Genomic DNA, 18253 nt, shown 5'->3' on the forward strand with positions numbered 1-18253 from the left:
GGTCTGGCGGCTTGCAAGCGTCGACCCTCTGCGGCACCGCCTACCCCACGCTGGCAGTTAGGCGGATTTACGTCCCGGGACAAGCAGTCCGGCCGTGCGAGCCGCCTTGACGAAGGCCGTGCGCGCCTCGCGGGCGGTGCGCCATCCGTCGAGCGCGTCGCGGCAGGCGCGATAGGCTGCGCGCAAACTCCGGCCGCGCACCCGGTCCGGCCATTGCTGCATGCATTCGATGGCTTCCCAGCTGCTGGCGACCTTGCGCTCTCCGATGGATTGGAGCCTGAGCGTGATCGGCTCGGAAAATGGGACGTCGTTCATCACTTCCTCCTTCTTTCCGTTTTTAGAGCAGGTAACATCCTCGAATAAATAGGAAGGCAGCCGATCCGCGATCGGTGCCGGTGGACGAGATGGTTCATCTGCCTGCGCGCTTCAAGGCCTCCCTGCCTGTCCCCTGCCCAGACGCAGCGACCGGCTATATCTCGTCGTCCGGTGGCTCGAGAAGCCCGATCAGAGTCGCCACCCTTGCCGACGGCAGCGGGCGCCCTTCGTTGACCAGCGCCTCATCGGCACCGACCCAGGCAAAGGCCTCGCGCAACTCTTCGATCGTCGCGCCGGTCGAAACGATGTCGGCAATAACGGCATCGTCCACCGGGCCAAGCACGGAAATGACGTCGTCGCGTGTCATGGTCATGATATCCTCCATGCGGGCGCGCCGGCGCGACCCTCAATTGACGGTTGAAACCGGCATTGCCAGCCATATGTGGCAACAAAAAATCTGGCAGCGGGACAGAATCTGGGTCTTGATTTCGGGCTGACAATGACCAAATCGAAATTGCCGGTCGCCGAATGGGGCCGGCAGAACCCAGGGAGCGCCAGCTCTTTGGCGCCCCTCGTACTATGTTGCTCAATGGAGGATGTAGCTATGAGAACCGCATTCGACTTTTCCCCGCTCTATCGGTCGAGCATCGGTTTCGACCGCGTCTTCAACCTGCTGGAAAACGCGCCTCAGGCAGTCGACAGCTGGCCGCCTTATGACATCGAGCGAAGCGACGAGAACACCTATCGCGTGACGGTCGCCGTCGCCGGCTTTTCCGAAGACGATCTCGACATCAGCCACGAGCCCAACCTTCTCATCGTCTCGGGCGAGCGCAAGCAACAGGACAGGGTGGAATATCTGCATCGCGGCCTGCCGGTGCGACCGTTCGCGCGGCGCTTCGAGCTTGCCGATCACATGACGGTCACTGGCGCCTCGCTCAACAACGGCCTGCTGACGATCGACCTCGTGCGTGAAGTGCCCGAGGAGATGAAGCCACGTCGCATCACGATCGCCGGGGAAGACGCCGCGCCGAAGGCCGGGCAGGTCGAAAAGCCGAAGCAGGCCGCCTGAGCGAAGGCGAGCTCTGGCGCCGCCTTTGGCATAACCAGTCGAGAAAGGAGAACGTCAATGGCTATTCGTGATCTCATTCCCTGGGGCCGGGAGAGCAGTTCGGTTCCCAGCTTCTATCGTGACGATGACCGGGACCCCTTCATGGCGTTGCATCGCGAGATGAACCGCCTGATCGACGACGCGTTGCGCGGTTTCGAAACGCGCATGCCGTCGCTCAGCGGATTTTCGTCGGCGCGCGCCAGCTGGCCGAGCATTGAGATCTCCGACGGCGAGAAGGAGATCCGCGTGACCGCCGAAATCCCCGGCATGGACGAGAAAGACGTCGAGGTGATGCTCGACGACGGCGTGCTGACCCTGCGCGGCGAGAAGCGCTCCGAGACCGAGGACAAGGACAGGCATTTCTCCGAGCGGTTCTACGGCCGCTTCGAGCGCCGCATCCCGCTCGGCTACGAGGTCGAGGAGGACAAGGTGAACGCCGCCTTCCATAACGGCGTACTCAGCGTGACGCTGCCTAAGACCCAGCGTGCGCAGACGAAGGCCAAGCGTATCGCCATCAGTAGCAGTGCCGCCAGCCCCGGCAAGAGCAAGCACTGACAACGCTGGCCGTCGGGCGCAAGAAAGTTGCGCCCGGCGGCGTTGGATATCTTTGGGCTGGATGCCCTTGGAAAGGACAAACCCTGCCAGCATCAACTTCCGGCAGCGGGTTTGGCTTTGATGTTCTTCAGGGCCGTCAGGAGATAGTCCTGCATCGTCGCCTGAAGGTTCGTTGTGGCGGTCCGCACCGCCGCCATAGCGTCCTTCACCGCCGCTTCGTCGAAGGGCGAAGCGTCCTGCGCCGCCGCCAGATTGGCCCGCGCCACGCGCAGCTCGCGCAGTGCCGAGAACGTCCGCTGACGGTTTTCGCGCAGGATGCTGCGGAACTCCTTCCTCACCTCAGGCGGATAGGCGCCAGCGATCTCGGTCATCAGCACGCGTCCCGCTCCACCTTGCCGCAGGCCGTGGGCGGCATAACCGAGGAGGAAGAAGTTGCCGGCGAGCGAAAGGGCGAGCAATACGAGCGTCGCCGTCCATATTAGGGAATGCCTCGTCAAAGCGAATCCTCCCCCGCCGCCGGATCGGCGGCAATGCCGTCGCCAGAAAGGCCGTTGTCAGACAGCCGCGCGCCGGAAGCCAGCGCCAGGAGCTCCGAATCCGGCAGGTCGTCCTGCAGCCGCGCCACCTGGTAGCCTGCCAGCGTCGCAACCACCAAAAAGGCGGCGGTGCAAGCCGCCAGCCCCGCCGGCGCAAGGAGGAACCCCGGCAGGAATGACGGCCGCGCCTGGCCGGCGTCGACACGGGCCAGCACCTTGCGCGCCAGCGCCTGTTCGTCGCTATCCATCAGGACCGCTTCGAGCACGAGGCGGTCGAACGCGCGATCCGGATCATCTTGCAGCGATCGGTCCGTTTCGCCCGCCATAAAGGTCAGTGCTTCCTGTCGGAAGGGAGCCGGCCAGGCGTCGACATCGTCGCCGAAGCGACGCTTGTTTCGTTCGAACTCGTCCCGTGTCATGAGGACTTCCTTTCACGGCCGTCGGCCGCCGTTGCCAAATGATCCCGCAAATGGTCCCTTAGCGCCCGCCTTCCGCGGACAAGCAATTGCTCCGCCGAGCCGGCGCTGCCGCCCATCACCTCGGCGATGGCCGCTATATCGAGATCGCCGACGGCCCGCAGCAGCACGGCCATGCGCTGACGCTCCGGCAGGCGCGACAGGCCGTCGCGGACGATCGCAAGCTCCTGCCGCGCGGCAGTCGCCGCTTCGGCATCGGCCTCCTGCGAGGCAACCTCATCATGGACGTCGTCAAGACCGATGAAGGTCCGAAGCGCCCTGCGCCGGCGCTGGTCGATGCAGCGATTGGCGGTGATCCTGTACAGCCAGGTCGAGGCACGCCCCCTGGCGGGGTCGAACCGGGCGGCCTGTTTCCAGATCGTCACGAACACCTCCTGCACCACATCCTCGGCGTCGCCGGCATTGCCGAGATAGCGCGCCGCAAAAATCCGCAAGCCTCGGCCATGGCGGGCGATGAGCTCGGACAGGGCGCCCTGGTTGCCCGCCGCCACCCGTGCCAGCAGTTCGTCGTCACGGGGCTCCTCATGCTGCACGGCGGCGGGCACCAACTGGCCAAGCTCCTGAACGTCAACGGCGCCAGCGGCGGAACCCGAAAGCCGTGTTCCCGTCCGGGCCGGTGAAGCTGCCGGCCGAGCGGCCACGGAACGGCCCACGCGCCGACACCCGCTTGCCGGAGAAGGACTGCCCGTCCGGCCCGGTGCCAGAGTAGCTTCTGGCGCAGCGGTCAACAACGCCCGTCACGCATTTGGAGCTCGACGTATAGGTGCCGCCATTAGGACCGGTGCGCGTGGTCGAGCCAGTGTAGACGCCACCATCCCGACTGACACTGCGGCTGATCTCGCCACCATGCGCTGTCGGCCGTTGCCATTCCTCGGCGGCGGCCGGCACGGCAGTCGACATTATCAGCATCGCGCCCAGGCAAAACAAATGAATCTTCGCTGAAGGAAGCATGTCGTACTCCTTGGTTTTATTGAAAAAACGGATTCTGCTGAGCAGGGAACGCGATCGGATCGTCAGCCGGCGCGATCGGCGAAGAGCTTGCGGATGGCGGCGATCTCGTCCGCCGACAGCGTGCCGTCGCCATTGCGGTCGGCGAGGTCGAACAGCGGCATGCGGTTGCGGAACTCGTCCTGCGAGACCTTGCCGTCGCCATTCCCGTCCATGCGCCGCAAGCGGGTGCCAAGCCTGGCTTGCGCGGCGTCGGCGCGGTCCATGATGGCGTCGCGGGCGCCTTCGATTTCCTTCTCGTCGATGACGCCATCGCCATTGCGATCGAGTTTCGTGAACAGGCGCTCGCGGGCCGCAAGCATCTCGTCCTTCGAGATCACCCCGTCGCCATTGGTGTCGACCCGTTGCAGGATGCGCTTGCCCGGCATGTCCTTGCCTGAGATATCCTTGCCCGAAACATCTTGGGCCTGCGCGATGGAAAGCGGTGCGAGCCCCAGAAGCAGGGCCGCGATGAGTGCTGAACGTTTCATGGTGATAGTCCTTTCACTGTCATTGGCCGCAAGCGGCGACTGCTGACCGATACGCAGGAAGGACCCCGCCCCTACGCTCGCCGGCAAAAAAACTTCGCGCCATCCACTCGGGCGAGGCCGAAGCCGCCATCTGGGGTGCCGTGCAAAAAAATCACCGCGTGCCGCGTAGGAGCACGCAGGGCCACGCGTAGAAGGCCCTGCAAGGACGGTCCGCGGCGGCCCGTCCGATCGAAGTGGAGACCAGCATGAACAAGATCGCCATGGCCTGCGCGGGCCTGTTGCTCGGCGCAAGCAGCGCCTCGGCAACTGACCGGACCGGAGCACAGGAGCTCTTCCAGGGCATCGACACCAACCGGGACCGGATGCTGCAGTTCGGCGAAATCCAGGCGGCACGAGCGCAGATGTTCGACCGGATGGACGCCAACCGCAACGGCCTGCTTGATCCGGACGAGGTGCGCACCGCCGTGGAACAGGTCAAGGCCAGACGCGACTTCCAGAGCGCGCAGGTCGCGGGCTTTAAGGCACAGGCAAGCCGCATGGACAGCAACGGCGACAGGAAAATCTCGCGCGACGAGTTTGCCGGCTTCATCCCCGACCGGCTGCTGCGGGCGGACAAGAACGGCGACCGTACGCTTTCGCTCTCCGAACTGCGGACGCTCAGGCGTCAGTGACCGGCGACCTTTCAAGAAACAGAGGACAAATAGGATGAAACAGATAATCACAGCGTTTTGCGGACTGGTGCTCGGCGCTTCAGTGCTTGCATCGCCTGCCGCCGCCTTGCCGATCGTGCCAGCCTCCAGCCAGCCATCGGTTGCGAACGCGCCCGAGCCCATCCGCCACCGACGCGGCTTCTATGTCGTCGGCGGCGCCTACTACTACAATGGCCACCGGGGCTATGTGCACGTTCGCCCCGGCTATCGCTACTACAAAGGTTACTGGTTCCCCGCTGCCGCCTTCGCCGCTGGGGTTGCAGCGGCAACCGCCGCTCCGCCACCAAGACCTGCCGCCCGGCTCGCCGCCGCGCATGTCCGCTGGTGCTATGACCGCTATGTCTCGTACCGCGCCTGGGACAACAGCTATCAGCCCTATAACGGCCCTCGCCAGCAGTGCTGGTCGCCCTATAGCTGAGACGGGCGGGAGGAACGTCAGTCAGCGTGGGCGCCTGACCTTGGCGGTCGCAGTAGACAACCCCTTCCCCATCGGCCGTGACAATCGCGGCCGGGCGAGATCGACCAGCGCACGAGCCGCCTCGGCTTCGCTGACAAATGTGTCGACGACCGGCAGGAAAAGGCGGATTGCCAACACGTGATTTCGGCCCGCATCCTGCGCTTGAAGAGGAGTTGTTACCGTTTTCGCGAAGACGGTAACAACGCGCACACAGCAGATTCCCTACACATACCAGACGCAATTCCAAGCTCGCACAGCGGTCGCTTGACGCCTCGTCGGCGTCGCCGATCGTAACGATGTACAATCGCTCGCCGGCCTTGCGTCTTGCGCGCCAATTGACCATCCTCGCCGACATTGATTGCACCGCGGCCGGGGGGTTCGCACATGCCGACGCTTTACGCGCTGAAACCGGCCTTCCAGGCCAGGCTGCGGCCGCTGGCCGACCGGCTGGCCGTGGCCGGCGTCACCGCCAATCAGATCACGCTGCTGGCCGCCGCCCTGTCGGTCGCCACCGGCATTCTGGTCGCAGCCCTTGCCAGCCATCGCGCGGTCTTCCTCTTGATGCCGGTGGTGCTGTTCGTGCGCATGGCGCTGAACGCCATCGACGGCATGTTGGCGCGGGAGCATGGGCAGGCGTCAAAACTCGGCATGTATCTCAACGAACTCTGCGACGTCGTCTCGGACCTCGCTCTGATCCTGGCCTTTGCTGCCATCTTCCCAGCCTGGGGCGTCGTCGCTTTCTCCATCGCGGCGATCATCGTGGAATTCGCCGGCGTGCTCGGCACAGCGGCGGGCACGGGGCGCAACTATGCCGGGCCGTTCGGCAAGAGCGACCGGGCGCTGGCGCTCGGCGTAATCGCCGTGCTTGTCGCCTGCGGCCTCTGGGTCGAGGCCATCGCGCCCTTTGTGTTTCCGGCCATGGCTACATTCTCGCTGGTGACCGCCATCAACCGGATACGCAGCGGCCTTAACGGAAGCTGAAATTCCGGTCGCAATGCCAGGGGAACAACATGCTTCACGAACAGACGATTGCCGCCGCCGCGGCTTTGGCAAGTCTCAAGCGGGTGGCGCAGGAGCGCAGCTTCAAGAGCCATGACGGCACCGAGATATTCTACCGCTACTGGCCTGCGCTGTCGGAAAGCCGCAAGGGCGCGGTCCTGCTGTTCCATCGCGGCCACGAGCATGGCGGCCGCATGGCCCATCTGGTCGACGAACTCGATATGCCCGACCAAGCCTTCTACGCCTGGGATGCGCGCGGCAATGGCCGCTCGGCCGGCGAACGCGGCTATGCGCCGTCCTTTGCCGCACTGGTGCGCGACATCGATTGTTTTGTGCGCGAGATCGGCAGGGACGGGTTCGGCCAGCGCGACATCGCGCTGATCGCGCAATCCTTCGGCGCCGTGCTCGCCGCCGCCTGGGTGCATGATTACGCGCCGCAGATTCGCGCTTTGGTGCTGGCCTCGCCGGCCTTCTCGGTCAAGCTCTACGTGCCGTTCGCCAAGCAAGGCATCGCGCTGTGGCAGAAGATCAAAGGCCGCTTCTTCGTCAATTCCTACGTCAAAGCCAAGTTCCTGACACACGACCCCGAGCGCATCGCCTCCTTCGAGGCCGATCCGCTGATCACGCGGCCGATCGCCTCCAACATCCTGGTCGAGCTCTACGACCACGCCGCGCGCATCGTCTCGGATGCGCGCGCCATCACCGTGCCGACGCAAGTGCTGATCTCAGGCAGCGACTGGGTGGTGCGGCATGGACCGCAGCACGAGTTCTTCGTCAATCTCGCCAGCCCCGCCAAGGAACGGCATGTGCTGCCCGGCTTCTTCCACGACACGTTGGGCGAACGCGACCGCAGCCAAGCGCTCGACCTGATCCGGCCATTCCTCGAAAGACAGTTCACGGCAGCGGAGAAGCCGGTCGACCTGACCAGGGCCGACCGCGCCGGCTACACGCGCGACGAGGCCGACCGGCTGGCGTCGCCGCTCGCCCTGCTGTCACTGAGGGGCCTCTACTGGGCCATGAGCCGCGCCTCGATCCGCATGGGCGCGTGGCTGTCGTCAGGCATGAAGACGGGGGTTGCCACCGGCTTCGATTCCGGCTCGACGCTCGATTATGTCTATGAGAACGAGGCGCGGGGCACCGGTCCGCTTGGTCGCATGATCGACCGCACCTTTCTCGACGCCATCGGCTGGCGCGGCATCCGCCAGCGCAAGCTCAATCTGGAAGAGCTGATCGGTGGCGCCGTCGCCACGCTCAAGGCCGCCGGCCGGCCAGTCCATATCGTCGACATCGCCGCCGGCCACGGCCGCTACGTGCTCGACGCCGTCGCCAAATGCGCTGAACCGCCGGCCAGCGTGCGGCTGCAGGATTTCTCCAACCTCAACGTGTCGCTCGGCCAAAAGCTGATCGCCGACCGCAAGCTGCCGGGAACCGTCTCGTTCCATCAGGCCGACGCCTTCGACGCCCAAATGTTTGCCGGGCTCGACCCGGCGCCGGACCTCGCCATCGTCTCCGGGCTTTACGAATTGTTTTCCGACAATGCCATGATCACCCGCTCGCTCGGTGGACTGGCCAAGGCGATGCAGCCCGGCGGCCTCCTCATCTACACCAACCAGCCGTGGCATCCGCAGCTCGAGATGATCGCGCGCAGCCTGACCTCGCATCGCGGCGGCCAGGCCTGGGTGATGCGGCGGCGCACGCAAGGCGAGATGGACCAGCTGGTCGCGGCGGCCGGCTTCGAGAAGCTCGACCAACGCATCGACCAGTGGGGCATCTTCACCGTTTCGGTCGCGCGGCGCGTCTGAGCATGATCTCGCCTGTCCCTGGCCCTGCCGCTGCCGCTCCTCCCCAGAGGCCCTCTCATAACGGGACTGCCCCTGCCCGCGCGCCCTATGCCGACGTGGTGCTGCGGGCGGCGTTGTGGCTGGCGTTTCTGGCGCCGTTCTTCTATTCGACCTATGGCTTCGCCAACTGGCTGGCGTCGCGGCGCGACGATGTCGGCAGCATCGTCTTCGCCTGGGAGCGCGGCATCCCGTTCGTCGCCTGGACGATCGTGCCCTACTGGTCGATCAATCTGTTCTATGGCCTGTCGCTGCTGTTGAACGGTACGAAGCGCGGCGTCGACCGCCTCGCCGGCCGCTACCTCACGGCGCAGATCATCGCTGTCGCCTGCTTCATCCTGTTCCCGCTGACGGTGACCTTCACGCAGCCGCAAACATCAGGCCTGCCGGGCTTCATGTTCGCGGTGCTCGGCGGCTTCGACAAGCCGTTCAACCAGGCGCCGTCGCTGCACATCGCGCTGCTGGTCATCATCTGGGATCACTGGCGCTATCGGCTCAAAGGCATGGTCGGCGTCGTCTGGCATGCCTGGTGTTTCCTGATCGGCGCCTCGGTGCTGACGACATGGCAGCACCATGCCATCGACATCCCGACCGGCGCGCTGCTCGGCTTCTTCGCCCTGTGGCTGTTCCCGCGCGAGGGCGAATTGCCGTTCGCCGGTCTCCGGTTGACCGCCGATGCCAAGGCCAGGCGACTGGCTCGGTTCTACGCGCTTGGCGCCGCGCTGGCATTGGCCGGCGCGGTGGCCGGCGCGTTCGTCTCGGCGCTGTGGCTCATTCTGCTGTGGCCGGCGCTGGCGCTGGCCATCGTCGCCTTCGCCTACGCCGGGGCTGGAGCCAACGTGTTCCAGAAAGCGGCCGACGGCAGCGTCTCGCTTGCCAGCCGCATCCTTCTTTGGCCCTACCGGCTTGGCGCGAAAATCAACATATGGGCATGGACGCGCAAGCTGCCGGCGCAGATCGCGGTCGCCGACGGCGTTTTCCTCGGCCGCTTTCCCACCGCTGACGAGGCCGGTGCTTTCGGCACCGTGATCGACCTTGCCGGTGAGCTGGAACGGCCGCGCGGCGTCGCCAGAGGCTGGACCAGCCTTGCCATGCTCGACCTCTTGCCGCCGCCCCGGAACAAGCTTGCCGAGGCGGTGGCGATGATCGAGGACGCGCGCGCCCGGGGCACCGTGCTGGTCTGCTGCGCGCTCGGCTTCCAGCGCAGCGCCGGCGTCGTCGCCGAATGGCTGGTTGCCAGCGGCCGCTCGCCAACGCCGGCGCAGGCGCACAAGCGGCTCGCGGCATCCGGCCGGCCGGTGCATCTTGCGATCGCGGTGGACGAGCCGGCATGAGTGCCCATCGAGACAAAGCCGAAGCATTCGCCGCCGGCCTGATGACGCAGGCGGTGTGGCCGCTGCTGCTGGTGCTGGCCGTCTTGGTGGCCGCGCCGGTCATTGCCGTGGCAGCGCAACCTCAGGCGACGACGCTCGCGGCGGCGGCCTGGCTGGTCGCGGCAGCGAGCGGCGTGATCACCATCGCTCTCTCGGCTTTGCTTGTGTTCGACGCGCTGCTGTTCTGGCTGATGGCGAGCCACATCAGCGAGGCCGCTGGCGGTGCCTCGGTCGACGACGTGCTGGCGCGCATGCGCGTCAAACCGGCCACTGCCGGCATCCGCTCGCTCGACCGGCGCATCGCGGGCACGCAGCGCCTGCTGATGAAACAGCGCATCGCGCTTGGCCTGTTCATGGCGGCATCCGCCGTCGCCTTGTCTTTCTGAGCCGGACAATGAGCAAGCTTGGCCCCCGCAGCTTCACCCTGCTGCAGACCGTCACCTCGGTCGGCCTGTCGGCGCTGGCCTGGGCGGTGACCGGCGTGCGGCCGATCTGGAGCGGCAGCCAGCCGTCGGACCGGCAGCGCATCTACTTCGCCAACCATGCCAGTCACGGCGACTTCATCCTGTTGTCGGCCTGCCTCGACGAGAAGGAGCGCGCCCGCACCCATGCCGTCGCCGCCGCCGACTATTGGGGAAAATCGCGGCTGCGCCGTTTCATCGCGCAGGACATGCTGTCCTCCGTGCTCATCCACCGGCAGTGGACAGACGAGGCTGAGAACCCGATTGCGATCATGCTGTCGGTGCTCGACAAAGGTCATTCGCTGATCATCTTTCCCGAAGGCACGCGCAACATGACTGACGCGCCGCTGCTGCCATTCCGCTCCGGCCTCTACAATCTGTCGATGGCGCGGCCCGACGTCGAACTCATCCCGTGCTGGATCGAGAACATGTCGCGGGTGTTGCCCAAGGGCCAGTTCGTGCCGGTGCCGCTGCTCTGCCGCGTCATATTCGGCGCACCGATCGCCCTTGCACCGGGTGAGGAACGACGCGCCTTTCTCGATCGCGCCCGCCAGACGCTGCTTGCGCTCAACCCCCGCCCGCAAACGCATGATGCGGAAAAGTCGAACCCGGTTTTCCGGAAACCATCATGCGATCACAGGAGCCTGGAGCGTGGTGCCCGATCCGATATCCGGCACGATGCTCTAAGAGACGGCTAGAACAACATGCCCATGCACGAAACCCTCATTCTGGTTGTCGGCCTCGCTGCGGTGCTGACGACGGCAAGCCTGGTCGCCGGCATCCTGTCGTGGCGCGCACCGAAGCCGCTTTCCTCGACGCTGGTCAACCTGAACCAGCGCATCAATGCCTGGTGGGTGATGGTCGTGGCGATCACCGTCGCCTTCTTCTTCGGCCGTTCCGGCATGACCATCCTGTTCGCACTGATCTCGTTTGCCGCCTTGCGCGAATTCGTCACGCTGACGCACAGCCGCCGCAGCGACCATTGGGTGCTGCTCGGGATGTTCGGCATCATCATCCCGTTCCAGTACTGGCTGGTGTGGACCGCCTGGTACGGCCTCTTCACCATCTTCATCCCGGTCTACTGCTTCCTGCTGATGCCAGCGATCACCGCACTTCACGGCGACACCGAGCGCTTTCTCGAGCGCGTCTCGGCGCAGCAATGGGCCGTTATGATCTCGGTCTACTGCGTCAGCCACGTGCCGGCGCTGCTGACGCTCGACGTGCCCGGCTTTGAGGGCCGCAATTTGTTGCTGATCGCTTTCCTGATCATCACCGTGCAAGGCAGCGACGTGCTGCAGTATATCTTCGGCAAGCTGTTCGGCAGGCACCTGATGTCGCCCAAGGTTTCGCCGTCGAAGACCTGGGAGGGACTGGTCGGCGGGCTGGTGACGTCGAGCCTGCTTGGCGCGCTGCTGTCGTTCCTGACACCGTTTTCGCCCGTCCAGGCGGCAGCCGTCGCCTTCATCGCCTGCCTGATGGGATTCCTCGGCGGGCTGGTCGCCTCCGCCATCAAGCGCGACCAGGGGGTGAAGGACTGGGGCCATCTGATCGAGGGCCATGGCGGCATGATGGACCGCGCCGACAGCCTGGTCTTCGCCGCCCCGGTGTTCTTTCACACCGTGCGTTATTTCTGGACGTGAGAGTGAGTTACGGTCTCAGCCTGCGGCGGCAAGCGGCGCTTTCTTGGCAGGGCGCGGCCGGCGGCGCATACGGCGCTTGGCGGCGACCTTCAGCGCAACCGGCGGATCGCTCGACAATGCGCCCAAAACGGCTTCGACCATGCCATACGCCACAAAATCGGCGTTGATGTCATTGGCCAATTTGACGGTTGCCTCTTTGTCGTCGCCGTCCTCCGACCAGAACACGATGCCTACCCGTAGCGCCGGCTTGGCCCGTTTCAGTCGACGAACCAGGAAACGGGCGTGTTTGACGGAGTCCCGGTTCAGGAATCCGGCCACCACGGTGTCGACAGTGTCGAGCTCGAGCCGGCGAATATTAGCCGGCTCCATGTCGGCAAAGCTCGCCTTCGAGACCGTCGCCCCCTGGACTTCGAGCACCTGCGCCAGCATGGCGGCGGCGGCATCATCGAGTTCCCCGCGGCCACCGGCACAAAGCACCGTCATATCCGTGCCATCCGGCAGTTCGGTGTCGTCCTCGCCCTCCCCTTGAGTCTGCTTTTCCTTGTCCGCTGTGGCAGGCTCGGCCGCAGCCGGATCATCATCCTCTTCCGCTTCCTCCTGTGCGCTGTCGTCGAGGTTCGCCACCAGCGTCTGCGCACTGGCCGCCACCTGCCGTCTTTGCTCATCACCCATGACACCCCGCACGCGATCCTGTTCACCAAGCAGAAGTGCGGGAATGGCGACCTTGCCATAGAATTCGAAGAGATATTTTTCCTCCAGGATCTCCTCGGCGTGATCTGTGGCTTCCTCCGGATCGCCGGCCAGCAGCCGTTGATAGAGCCGAGCGTGGGGTTCGAGCACGGGTTCGTTGCCGAACAGAACGTCGAGGAATTCGAACTGCGGCACGTGCCTGCCGAGCACGACGAGACAGACAGTGAGCGGCGTCGACAGAACCAGGCCCAGCGGACCCCAAAGCCAGGTCCAGAAGATCGCCGCAACGATGATGGCCAACGGTGAAAGCCCCGTTCGTGAACCGTAGAGCCACGGTTCGACGACGTTGCCGGTTATCATTTCCATGGCCACGAACAGCCCGGCGGTCCACAGCACGAGCGACCAGCCGGGAGCCACGGCAAGCGCCAGGAACAGAGGCAGCAGCGCACCAATGATCGGGCCGATATAGGGAACAAAGCGCAGCGCCAGCGCCAGCAATCCCCACAGCAGTGCATTGGGGATGCCCAAAACCCAAAGCCCTGCCGTAATCGGTATGGCATAGATGATATTGACCACCAATTGCATGAGAAGATACCGCCCGAGCCGCTTGCCGGCGTCCTGAAGTGCCTCGGTGGTTCGATGAAGATCGCCGTAGCCGACGAGGCGTATGAAACGATCGCGCAGGTCCTCACGCTCGAGCAGCATGAATATGACGACGACGACGATCAGACCGGCCGATGCCAGCGGGCTGATCAGCGGCCCGATCAGGTTCTGGAGAACCTGGAGCGGCCTTTCGCGCGCGATGATCTCGACGGGCACTGGCTCGCGCCGTGGCTGGTCCGCGGCAGGCTGTGAGGTTTCCTGCCTGTCGAGTTCCTGGCCAACGCGTTCGATCACCCCGCTCAGCCTGGCAATGATGCCTCCGCCGACGCCGGTCTCCTTCAGCGATCGGACCTTGGTCAGGATATTTGACTGGTAAAGCGGGATGTTCTGCGCCAGTTCGCCGACCTGCGTGGCGACGATGAAGGAGAACAGCGCAAGAACCGTGAAGGCGCCCATCACACTGGCGATGACTGCAGGAAGGCGGGGAATGCCAACTCGTTTGAGTGCCGAAACCATGGGTGCAAGCGCAAAGGTAAGCAGCAGAGCGATTGCGATCGGCAGGAAAACCTCGCGCCCGAAATACAAGGCCGCAACCGCCGCCACGACAGTCGCGACGGTGGGCAGTGACATGCGCGGGAGAGTCCTGGCAGCGGAAACAATGCCCACCAGCCCGGGCTCCGACGGCTGCATGCCGTTTCGACGATTGGCCGCCACTTGATGCCTCCACCCTGTCAATCACGATGATCAGGCATATTGAGCCGGCGCGCAACTTTTCGCTTCCTTCGCACCGGGGCTCGACGGCGAGCAGCAAAGGGCGCTTCGCAGACCGGCTGTTCCCCCATAAGGGCAGAGGCAGGCCGGCACCTCAGCCGATTCATTTCGCGACACCGGCCCGGCAACAGTGTATAAGTCCTCAACACGGGCAAATCCCCGGATCGGCTGCAAGCCTTGTTTCATCCCATTGCCAATATCGAAGATGTGCAGACGCTGGCGCAGGCCATCGTCAACACGATCGCCGAGCCCTTCCTCATTCTTGACGAGAAGTTTCGCGTGCTGGCGGCCAGCCGCTCCTTCTATCAGACCTTTAAGGTCGACCCCGAGCAGACGCGCGGCTCGCTGCTCTATGCGCTCGGCGACGGCCAGTGGGACATCCCGGCACTGCGCCTGCTCCTGGAGACGATCATCCCCGAGAAGACCGCCATGGACGGCTTTGAGGTCGAGCATGATTTCCCGAATATCGGCCCGCGAACGATGCTGCTCAACGCCCGAAAGGTGCTCTACGACCACAGTTCGGCCGTGACCATTCTGCTCGCCTTCAACGACATCACGGCCCGCCGTGCCATTGAAAGGGAAAAGGAAGAGCTTCTCGGCCGCACTGAAGACCTGCTGCGGCAAAAGGATATGCTGCTGCGCGAAATGGAGCACCGGGTCGCCAACAGCCTTCAGATCATCGCCAGTATCCTTTTGTTGAAGGCCCGCTCCGTCACATCGGAGGAAACTCGCCAGCATCTCAAGGATGCCCATCAGCGGGTGCTGTCAGTCGCCGAAGTGCAGCGCCATCTCCACACCGAGGCCGGTGTCGAAGAGATCGATGTCGTGTCCTATCTGACGAAGCTGTGCGACAGCCTGGCTGCCTCGATGGTCGGTGAAGACCAGCCGATCGCGGTCAACGTCACGGCGCAGGGCGGCAGGATAGACTCTCAGAAGGCGGTGAGCCTCGGCCTGATCGTCACCGAGCTCGTTCTCAACGCGATCAAATATGCCTTCCCGATGGAGAAGGCCAAGGCGCTGATCCAGGTGTCTTACGAAACCGACGGCGACGACTGGAAGCTGACAGTGTCGGACAACGGCGCCGGCAAACTCACCAGCGAGACGCCGAATGCGGGCCTGGGAACAGCCATCGTCGAGGCGCTGGTCAAGCAGTTGGAGGCCAAGATCGAGGTCATCAGCGACACCAGCGGCACCAGCGTGTCGGTGACCAGGGCGACGTTCACCTCGCGCATACCGCGGGCAGCGTAGCCTGATCCATCCTATGGAATCGCAGCGCTTCCAGGGAGGATCATGGTTCTGCGCACCCTGTGGCGAATTAGTTGATTCCAAATGGAACCAATCCTTCGGTGCTGTGTTGTTTGACATACCGAACATCCCAAGCGTTCGGTCATTAAAGAGCCCGCTTCCCGATCCCCCCTCCGGAACGCGGGTTTTTTTGCGCCGCCCGGCGACGGGTATGTCATTTGACATAGATCTGGGCGCTACCCGACCATAAGCTACCGGAACGCCTGCCGTCCCGAAATCGTCTCGATCTTGATCTGGTAGAACAGATGGCTGTCCGCAGTGACCAGCGTCGCGCCGAGATTCAGGGTGCCGGGCTCCCACCAATTGGCGTGCTTCTGCAGCAGCGACCAGGCGAATTCGCGCTCGTGGTCCGACACTGGAGCCAACTGGTCGATGGCCGGAGCGGTCCGGTCCAGGGCGGGCGCCTTCGGCAGGTCCTCGAAGACGCCGTCGTCGACGACGCTCTTCCAGCCATGGACGCCGCCGACATCGTCGACCTGCAGGCACCGGATGGCCTGGACCGCCTCTGCTTCGGCGACGCCGATCAGCGCATCGATGGCCTGGATCGTCTCGATGTGGCCACGGGCTGCCACCATCCTGCGCAGAGCGTGCAGATCATCTCGAATGTCGCAGAGCGTGGTTCGGATCGTGAAGGGCATGGGCCGCCTTCCTGCGACACAACAACCTGGGATGGTGATAGGTTCCCCGCAGCCGTGGCCTCATCGGCTCGGCCACAGCGACCGCCGATGCAGTATGGTTTTCTATTTAATCGCTATCATAAGCAAAAATATTCTAGTGATAGGGAAATTAGCGGACCCTTTTCGCAACCGATCCGTTTTCCATGGATCGCAGCTTGGACGATCTTCAGAAGCAATCAGGAGGAAACGACCATGAACACCAAGATGCTTTGCATGGGCGCGATGGCGCTTACGATGATGACCGGTGCAGCCCTTGCCGCCGGTGAGACCGGAACCTCTGCCCTCGACGATCCCGCAAAAATGACGCCCTTCTTCACCGATGCCGAGATGAAGACCATGAAGCCGGAAGCCGACTTTAAGGCCGCATGGATGGCAATGACGGAAGAGGATCGCGCCGCGATGATGAACGAATGCGGCGACGAGGGCCATTGCCAAGGAGCACGATCATTTCTGCAAGATGACCAAACAGCTCGGCGGCGCCAACTGACCGTCGCCGTCTTGCCAGCTGAAATGGCGGGCCATTGTGCCCGCCATTTTTGTGAGCCTCCCGTCACAGTCATGACGACACCCGGCGGCTCACTGTTGCTGTGGTCAGACCTGGCCGGGATAGCTCAGCCAATGACGGTCGAACACGTCGAGAATGGCCCGGAATTCGGCGGGCGGAATCTGGCTGGCGCCGCCGTCCTTGCTGTCTCCGGCGAGGAATTGTGCCAGTTGCCGGTCGACCGCTTCCGGCTGCTCGAGGGTCAGGCCAATCGATGCCAGATCCTTGGCGATCGACCCGTCGGGCGGCAGGTATCCGCCCCATGCCTGGGGCGCCGGATCGCGCAAGCGGATGATCAAGATCCTCGTCAGGGATGGCTGCGGCTCCGGGCCGATGATGGCGCCGCCGCACATGTAGCCGCCAAGCACGCTCCCCGGCCGCGAGTGCGGGAACAGGCAGAGGAAGAAATGGGCATCGCCGCCGGTTTCCTTCAGAAGCGCATAGAGGCCGCGTTTTGCCGGGGTCACTGGCCCGCCGACCAGCAGTTGCCCGGTCGGCAACACCTCACGATAGGCGGCAGTCAGGCCATGCGCACCCGGCCCGGCCTCTATCGACAGGCTGCCCCTGATCAGTTGGCCGCGATAATAGGGCGACAAGGCGCGCGAATAGCATGCGTAGGTTCCGGCCAGGGCCAATCCAAGGCTTCGGTCCTCACGCCCGGACGTCGTCTCGGGATGCGCGCCGGCGCGGCGTTCCAGTTCCGTCCTGTCGATGCCGTGTCTGGCGCAGATCGCCGCCGTAAAGCTTGGCAGGTCACTCTCGGCGATCCAGGCGCCGGGCTGCTCCAGCTTAAGAAGCTTCGACCAATCGTCGTAGACGCTGAACTCGCGTGGCTGGGCGCGGCCCTGCAGCCATTTGTCGGCACGGCCAAGATCGAACGCCGTCTTCGGGTTGACGCTCCGGAACGACGCCGCAAGGTCCTTGCGACTGACGGTTCCCAGCAGGGCCGCAGTCAACCGTAACTTCTGCGCGATATGCTGTGCCATCCCACCTGCCCCTTATGCCACAGCAAGGCATAACATGTGCCAGCACTTGCTCCCACCGCATTCACGGCGGCCGGACTTCTCCTAAAGTCTATATTCCAGGAAATCCGCAGAATTCCACGCCGTTCCGCGCGCCTGCCCTTTTCGCCCCGGCGAGCGGCGCTAAGGTCGCGGAGGGCAAGGGGCAAATCATATGAAAACTCACGCTATGTAGGCTTGAATACCAACCCCCTTCCTCAGTCATTCGAACAACGGCGAAGCCGAGCGCTCGGAACCAGCACAAACGAGCGTAGATGCCGCCTCAACCAAGGAAGGAATAATTCGATGTCCTGGATTGCCTCTCCCAAACTCCTCTTCACCGGAATTGCCGCCGGATCCGCTGCACTGCTGCTGGTGACCTTCGGGCCAGACGGACCGTCGCGAGCTACTGCCGGCTCGCGCGCGGCAGCGACATATGGCAAGCCGGCTCCTGCGTCGCCGGCCATCCAACCCACACGCATTGAAGTCGACCGCAACGCGCACGTGATACGCTTTTACATCGATGGCAAGCAGGTCGCCCTGCTCGACTCGACCGGCTTCAAGGATTGAACTCACACTGGCGCTGGCCACGACATTGGGCGTCGACTGGGTGTCCGTGTTCGGCCGCGCCACTCCAGGCCTCGGCCGCCTGATGCGGCAGCAAGCCTAACACGCGCCGGTCCGTTCCTCGCAGCCCGCACTTTTCCACAAGCCTA

At 64.2% G+C, this 18253-nt stretch carries 23 protein-coding genes; 12 read left to right on the plus strand and 11 right to left on the minus strand.

Annotated elements, in window-relative coordinates:
- Positions 1-57 precede the first annotated feature (57 nt).
- Positions 58-315, minus strand: a complete 258-nt coding sequence (locus tag E5X88_RS02370) for a DUF982 domain-containing protein (RefSeq protein WP_292157866.1) — start codon at positions 313-315, stop codon at positions 58-60.
- Positions 316-469: 154 nt separating this feature from the next.
- Positions 470-688, minus strand: coding sequence for a hypothetical protein (locus tag E5X88_RS02375; protein WP_292157868.1), 219 nt, complete (start codon positions 686-688; stop codon positions 470-472).
- A 231-nt stretch (positions 689-919) separates the two neighbouring features.
- Here E5X88_RS02375 and E5X88_RS02380 point away from each other — a divergent pair, with 231 nt between their 5' ends.
- Together E5X88_RS02380 and E5X88_RS02385 are read left to right on the plus strand one after the other, a co-directional pair.
- The gene (locus tag E5X88_RS02380) at positions 920-1384 is read left to right on the plus strand and encodes an Hsp20 family protein (protein WP_292157870.1); all 465 of its coding nucleotides are present in this window, start codon (positions 920-922) and stop codon (positions 1382-1384) included.
- Between the two features lie 57 nt (positions 1385-1441).
- Positions 1442-1978: an Hsp20/alpha crystallin family protein gene (locus E5X88_RS02385; RefSeq protein WP_292157872.1), complete on the plus strand. Its 537-nt coding sequence runs from the start codon at positions 1442-1444 to the stop codon at positions 1976-1978.
- Positions 1979-2070: 92 nt separating this feature from the next.
- Here E5X88_RS02385 and E5X88_RS02390 read toward each other — a convergent pair whose 3' ends face one another.
- The 5 genes from E5X88_RS02390 to E5X88_RS02410 all read right to left on the minus strand — a co-directional run bounded on the left by E5X88_RS02390 (position 2071) and on the right by E5X88_RS02410 (position 4468).
- Positions 2071-2475, minus strand: coding sequence for a periplasmic heavy metal sensor (locus E5X88_RS02390; protein ID WP_292157874.1), 405 nt, complete (start codon positions 2473-2475; stop codon positions 2071-2073).
- Positions 2472-2933 (minus strand): hypothetical protein, encoded by a 462-nt coding sequence (locus E5X88_RS02395; protein ID WP_292157876.1) that lies wholly within the window; start codon positions 2931-2933, stop codon positions 2472-2474. The genes E5X88_RS02390 and E5X88_RS02395 overlap by 4 nt, the downstream gene beginning before the upstream one ends.
- A complete protein-coding gene (locus tag E5X88_RS02400; protein WP_292158320.1) occupies positions 2930-3535 on the minus strand; it encodes a sigma-70 family RNA polymerase sigma factor in 606 nt (201 codons plus the stop codon). The genes E5X88_RS02395 and E5X88_RS02400 overlap by 4 nt, the downstream gene beginning before the upstream one ends.
- A 22-nt stretch (positions 3536-3557) precedes the next feature.
- Entirely contained in the window at positions 3558-3941 is a 384-nt protein-coding gene (locus E5X88_RS02405; protein ID WP_292157878.1) for a hypothetical protein, read from the minus strand.
- 62 nt (positions 3942-4003) lie between these two features.
- Positions 4004-4468: an EF-hand domain-containing protein gene (locus E5X88_RS02410; RefSeq protein WP_292157880.1), complete on the minus strand. Its 465-nt coding sequence runs from the start codon at positions 4466-4468 to the stop codon at positions 4004-4006.
- A 245-nt stretch (positions 4469-4713) separates the two neighbouring features.
- On the opposite strand from E5X88_RS02410, the gene E5X88_RS02415 reads away from it, so the two are divergent.
- The 8 genes from E5X88_RS02415 to E5X88_RS02450 all read left to right on the plus strand — a co-directional run bounded on the left by E5X88_RS02415 (position 4714) and on the right by E5X88_RS02450 (position 11946).
- Positions 4714-5139, plus strand: coding sequence for an EF-hand domain-containing protein (locus E5X88_RS02415; protein WP_292157882.1), 426 nt, complete (start codon positions 4714-4716; stop codon positions 5137-5139).
- Between the two features lie 34 nt (positions 5140-5173).
- Positions 5174-5596: a BA14K family protein gene (locus tag E5X88_RS02420; protein WP_292157884.1), complete on the plus strand. Its 423-nt coding sequence runs from the start codon at positions 5174-5176 to the stop codon at positions 5594-5596.
- A 423-nt stretch (positions 5597-6019) separates the two neighbouring features.
- Complete coding sequence (locus E5X88_RS02425; RefSeq protein ID WP_292157886.1) at positions 6020-6616, plus strand: CDP-alcohol phosphatidyltransferase family protein; 597 nt, start codon at positions 6020-6022, stop codon at positions 6614-6616.
- Between the two features lie 29 nt (positions 6617-6645).
- The gene (locus E5X88_RS02430; protein ID WP_292157888.1) at positions 6646-8436 is read left to right on the plus strand and encodes a bifunctional alpha/beta hydrolase/class I SAM-dependent methyltransferase; all 1791 of its coding nucleotides are present in this window, start codon (positions 6646-6648) and stop codon (positions 8434-8436) included.
- 2 nt (positions 8437-8438) lie between these two features.
- Positions 8439-9806 (plus strand): phosphatase PAP2/dual specificity phosphatase family protein, encoded by a 1368-nt coding sequence (locus E5X88_RS02435; protein WP_292157891.1) that lies wholly within the window; start codon positions 8439-8441, stop codon positions 9804-9806.
- Positions 9803-10231 carry a hypothetical protein gene (locus E5X88_RS02440; protein WP_292157893.1) on the plus strand — a complete coding sequence of 143 codons (429 nt, stop codon included), beginning with the start codon at positions 9803-9805 and terminating at the stop codon, positions 10229-10231. Before E5X88_RS02435 ends, E5X88_RS02440 begins: the two co-directional genes overlap by 4 nt.
- A gap of 8 nt (positions 10232-10239) precedes the next feature.
- Entirely contained in the window at positions 10240-11004 is a 765-nt protein-coding gene (locus E5X88_RS02445; protein ID WP_292157895.1) for a 1-acyl-sn-glycerol-3-phosphate acyltransferase, read from the plus strand.
- Positions 11005-11016: 12 nt separating this feature from the next.
- Positions 11017-11946 carry a phosphatidate cytidylyltransferase gene (locus tag E5X88_RS02450; RefSeq protein ID WP_292157898.1) on the plus strand — a complete coding sequence of 310 codons (930 nt, stop codon included), beginning with the start codon at positions 11017-11019 and terminating at the stop codon, positions 11944-11946.
- 15 nt (positions 11947-11961) lie between these two features.
- Here E5X88_RS02450 and E5X88_RS02455 read toward each other — a convergent pair whose 3' ends face one another.
- Entirely contained in the window at positions 11962-13953 is a 1992-nt protein-coding gene (locus E5X88_RS02455; RefSeq protein WP_292157899.1) for an AI-2E family transporter, read from the minus strand.
- Between the two features lie 234 nt (positions 13954-14187).
- On the opposite strand from E5X88_RS02455, the gene E5X88_RS02460 reads away from it, so the two are divergent.
- Entirely contained in the window at positions 14188-15258 is a 1071-nt protein-coding gene (locus tag E5X88_RS02460) for a histidine kinase dimerization/phosphoacceptor domain -containing protein (RefSeq protein WP_292157902.1), read from the plus strand.
- Positions 15259-15506: 248 nt separating this feature from the next.
- Here the strand turns inward: E5X88_RS02460 and E5X88_RS02465 are convergent, their stop codons facing one another.
- From E5X88_RS02465 to E5X88_RS02475, 3 genes are all read right to left on the minus strand, one after another.
- Positions 15507-15953, minus strand: coding sequence for a hypothetical protein (locus E5X88_RS02465; RefSeq protein ID WP_292157904.1), 447 nt, complete (start codon positions 15951-15953; stop codon positions 15507-15509).
- A gap of 102 nt (positions 15954-16055) precedes the next feature.
- Positions 16056-16427: a hypothetical protein gene (locus tag E5X88_RS33610; protein WP_366664769.1), complete on the minus strand. Its 372-nt coding sequence runs from the start codon at positions 16425-16427 to the stop codon at positions 16056-16058.
- Positions 16428-16583: 156 nt separating this feature from the next.
- The gene (locus tag E5X88_RS02475; RefSeq protein WP_292157905.1) at positions 16584-17522 is read right to left on the minus strand and encodes a hypothetical protein; all 939 of its coding nucleotides are present in this window, start codon (positions 17520-17522) and stop codon (positions 16584-16586) included.
- A gap of 321 nt (positions 17523-17843) precedes the next feature.
- Between E5X88_RS02475 and E5X88_RS02480 the strand changes: the two genes are divergently transcribed.
- The gene (locus E5X88_RS02480) at positions 17844-18107 is read left to right on the plus strand and encodes a hypothetical protein (protein ID WP_292157907.1); all 264 of its coding nucleotides are present in this window, start codon (positions 17844-17846) and stop codon (positions 18105-18107) included.
- The last annotated feature ends 146 nt before the right edge of the window (positions 18108-18253 follow it).

The organism is Mesorhizobium sp. (assembly GCF_004962245.1).
Taxonomy (GTDB): domain Bacteria; phylum Pseudomonadota; class Alphaproteobacteria; order Rhizobiales; family Rhizobiaceae; genus Mesorhizobium.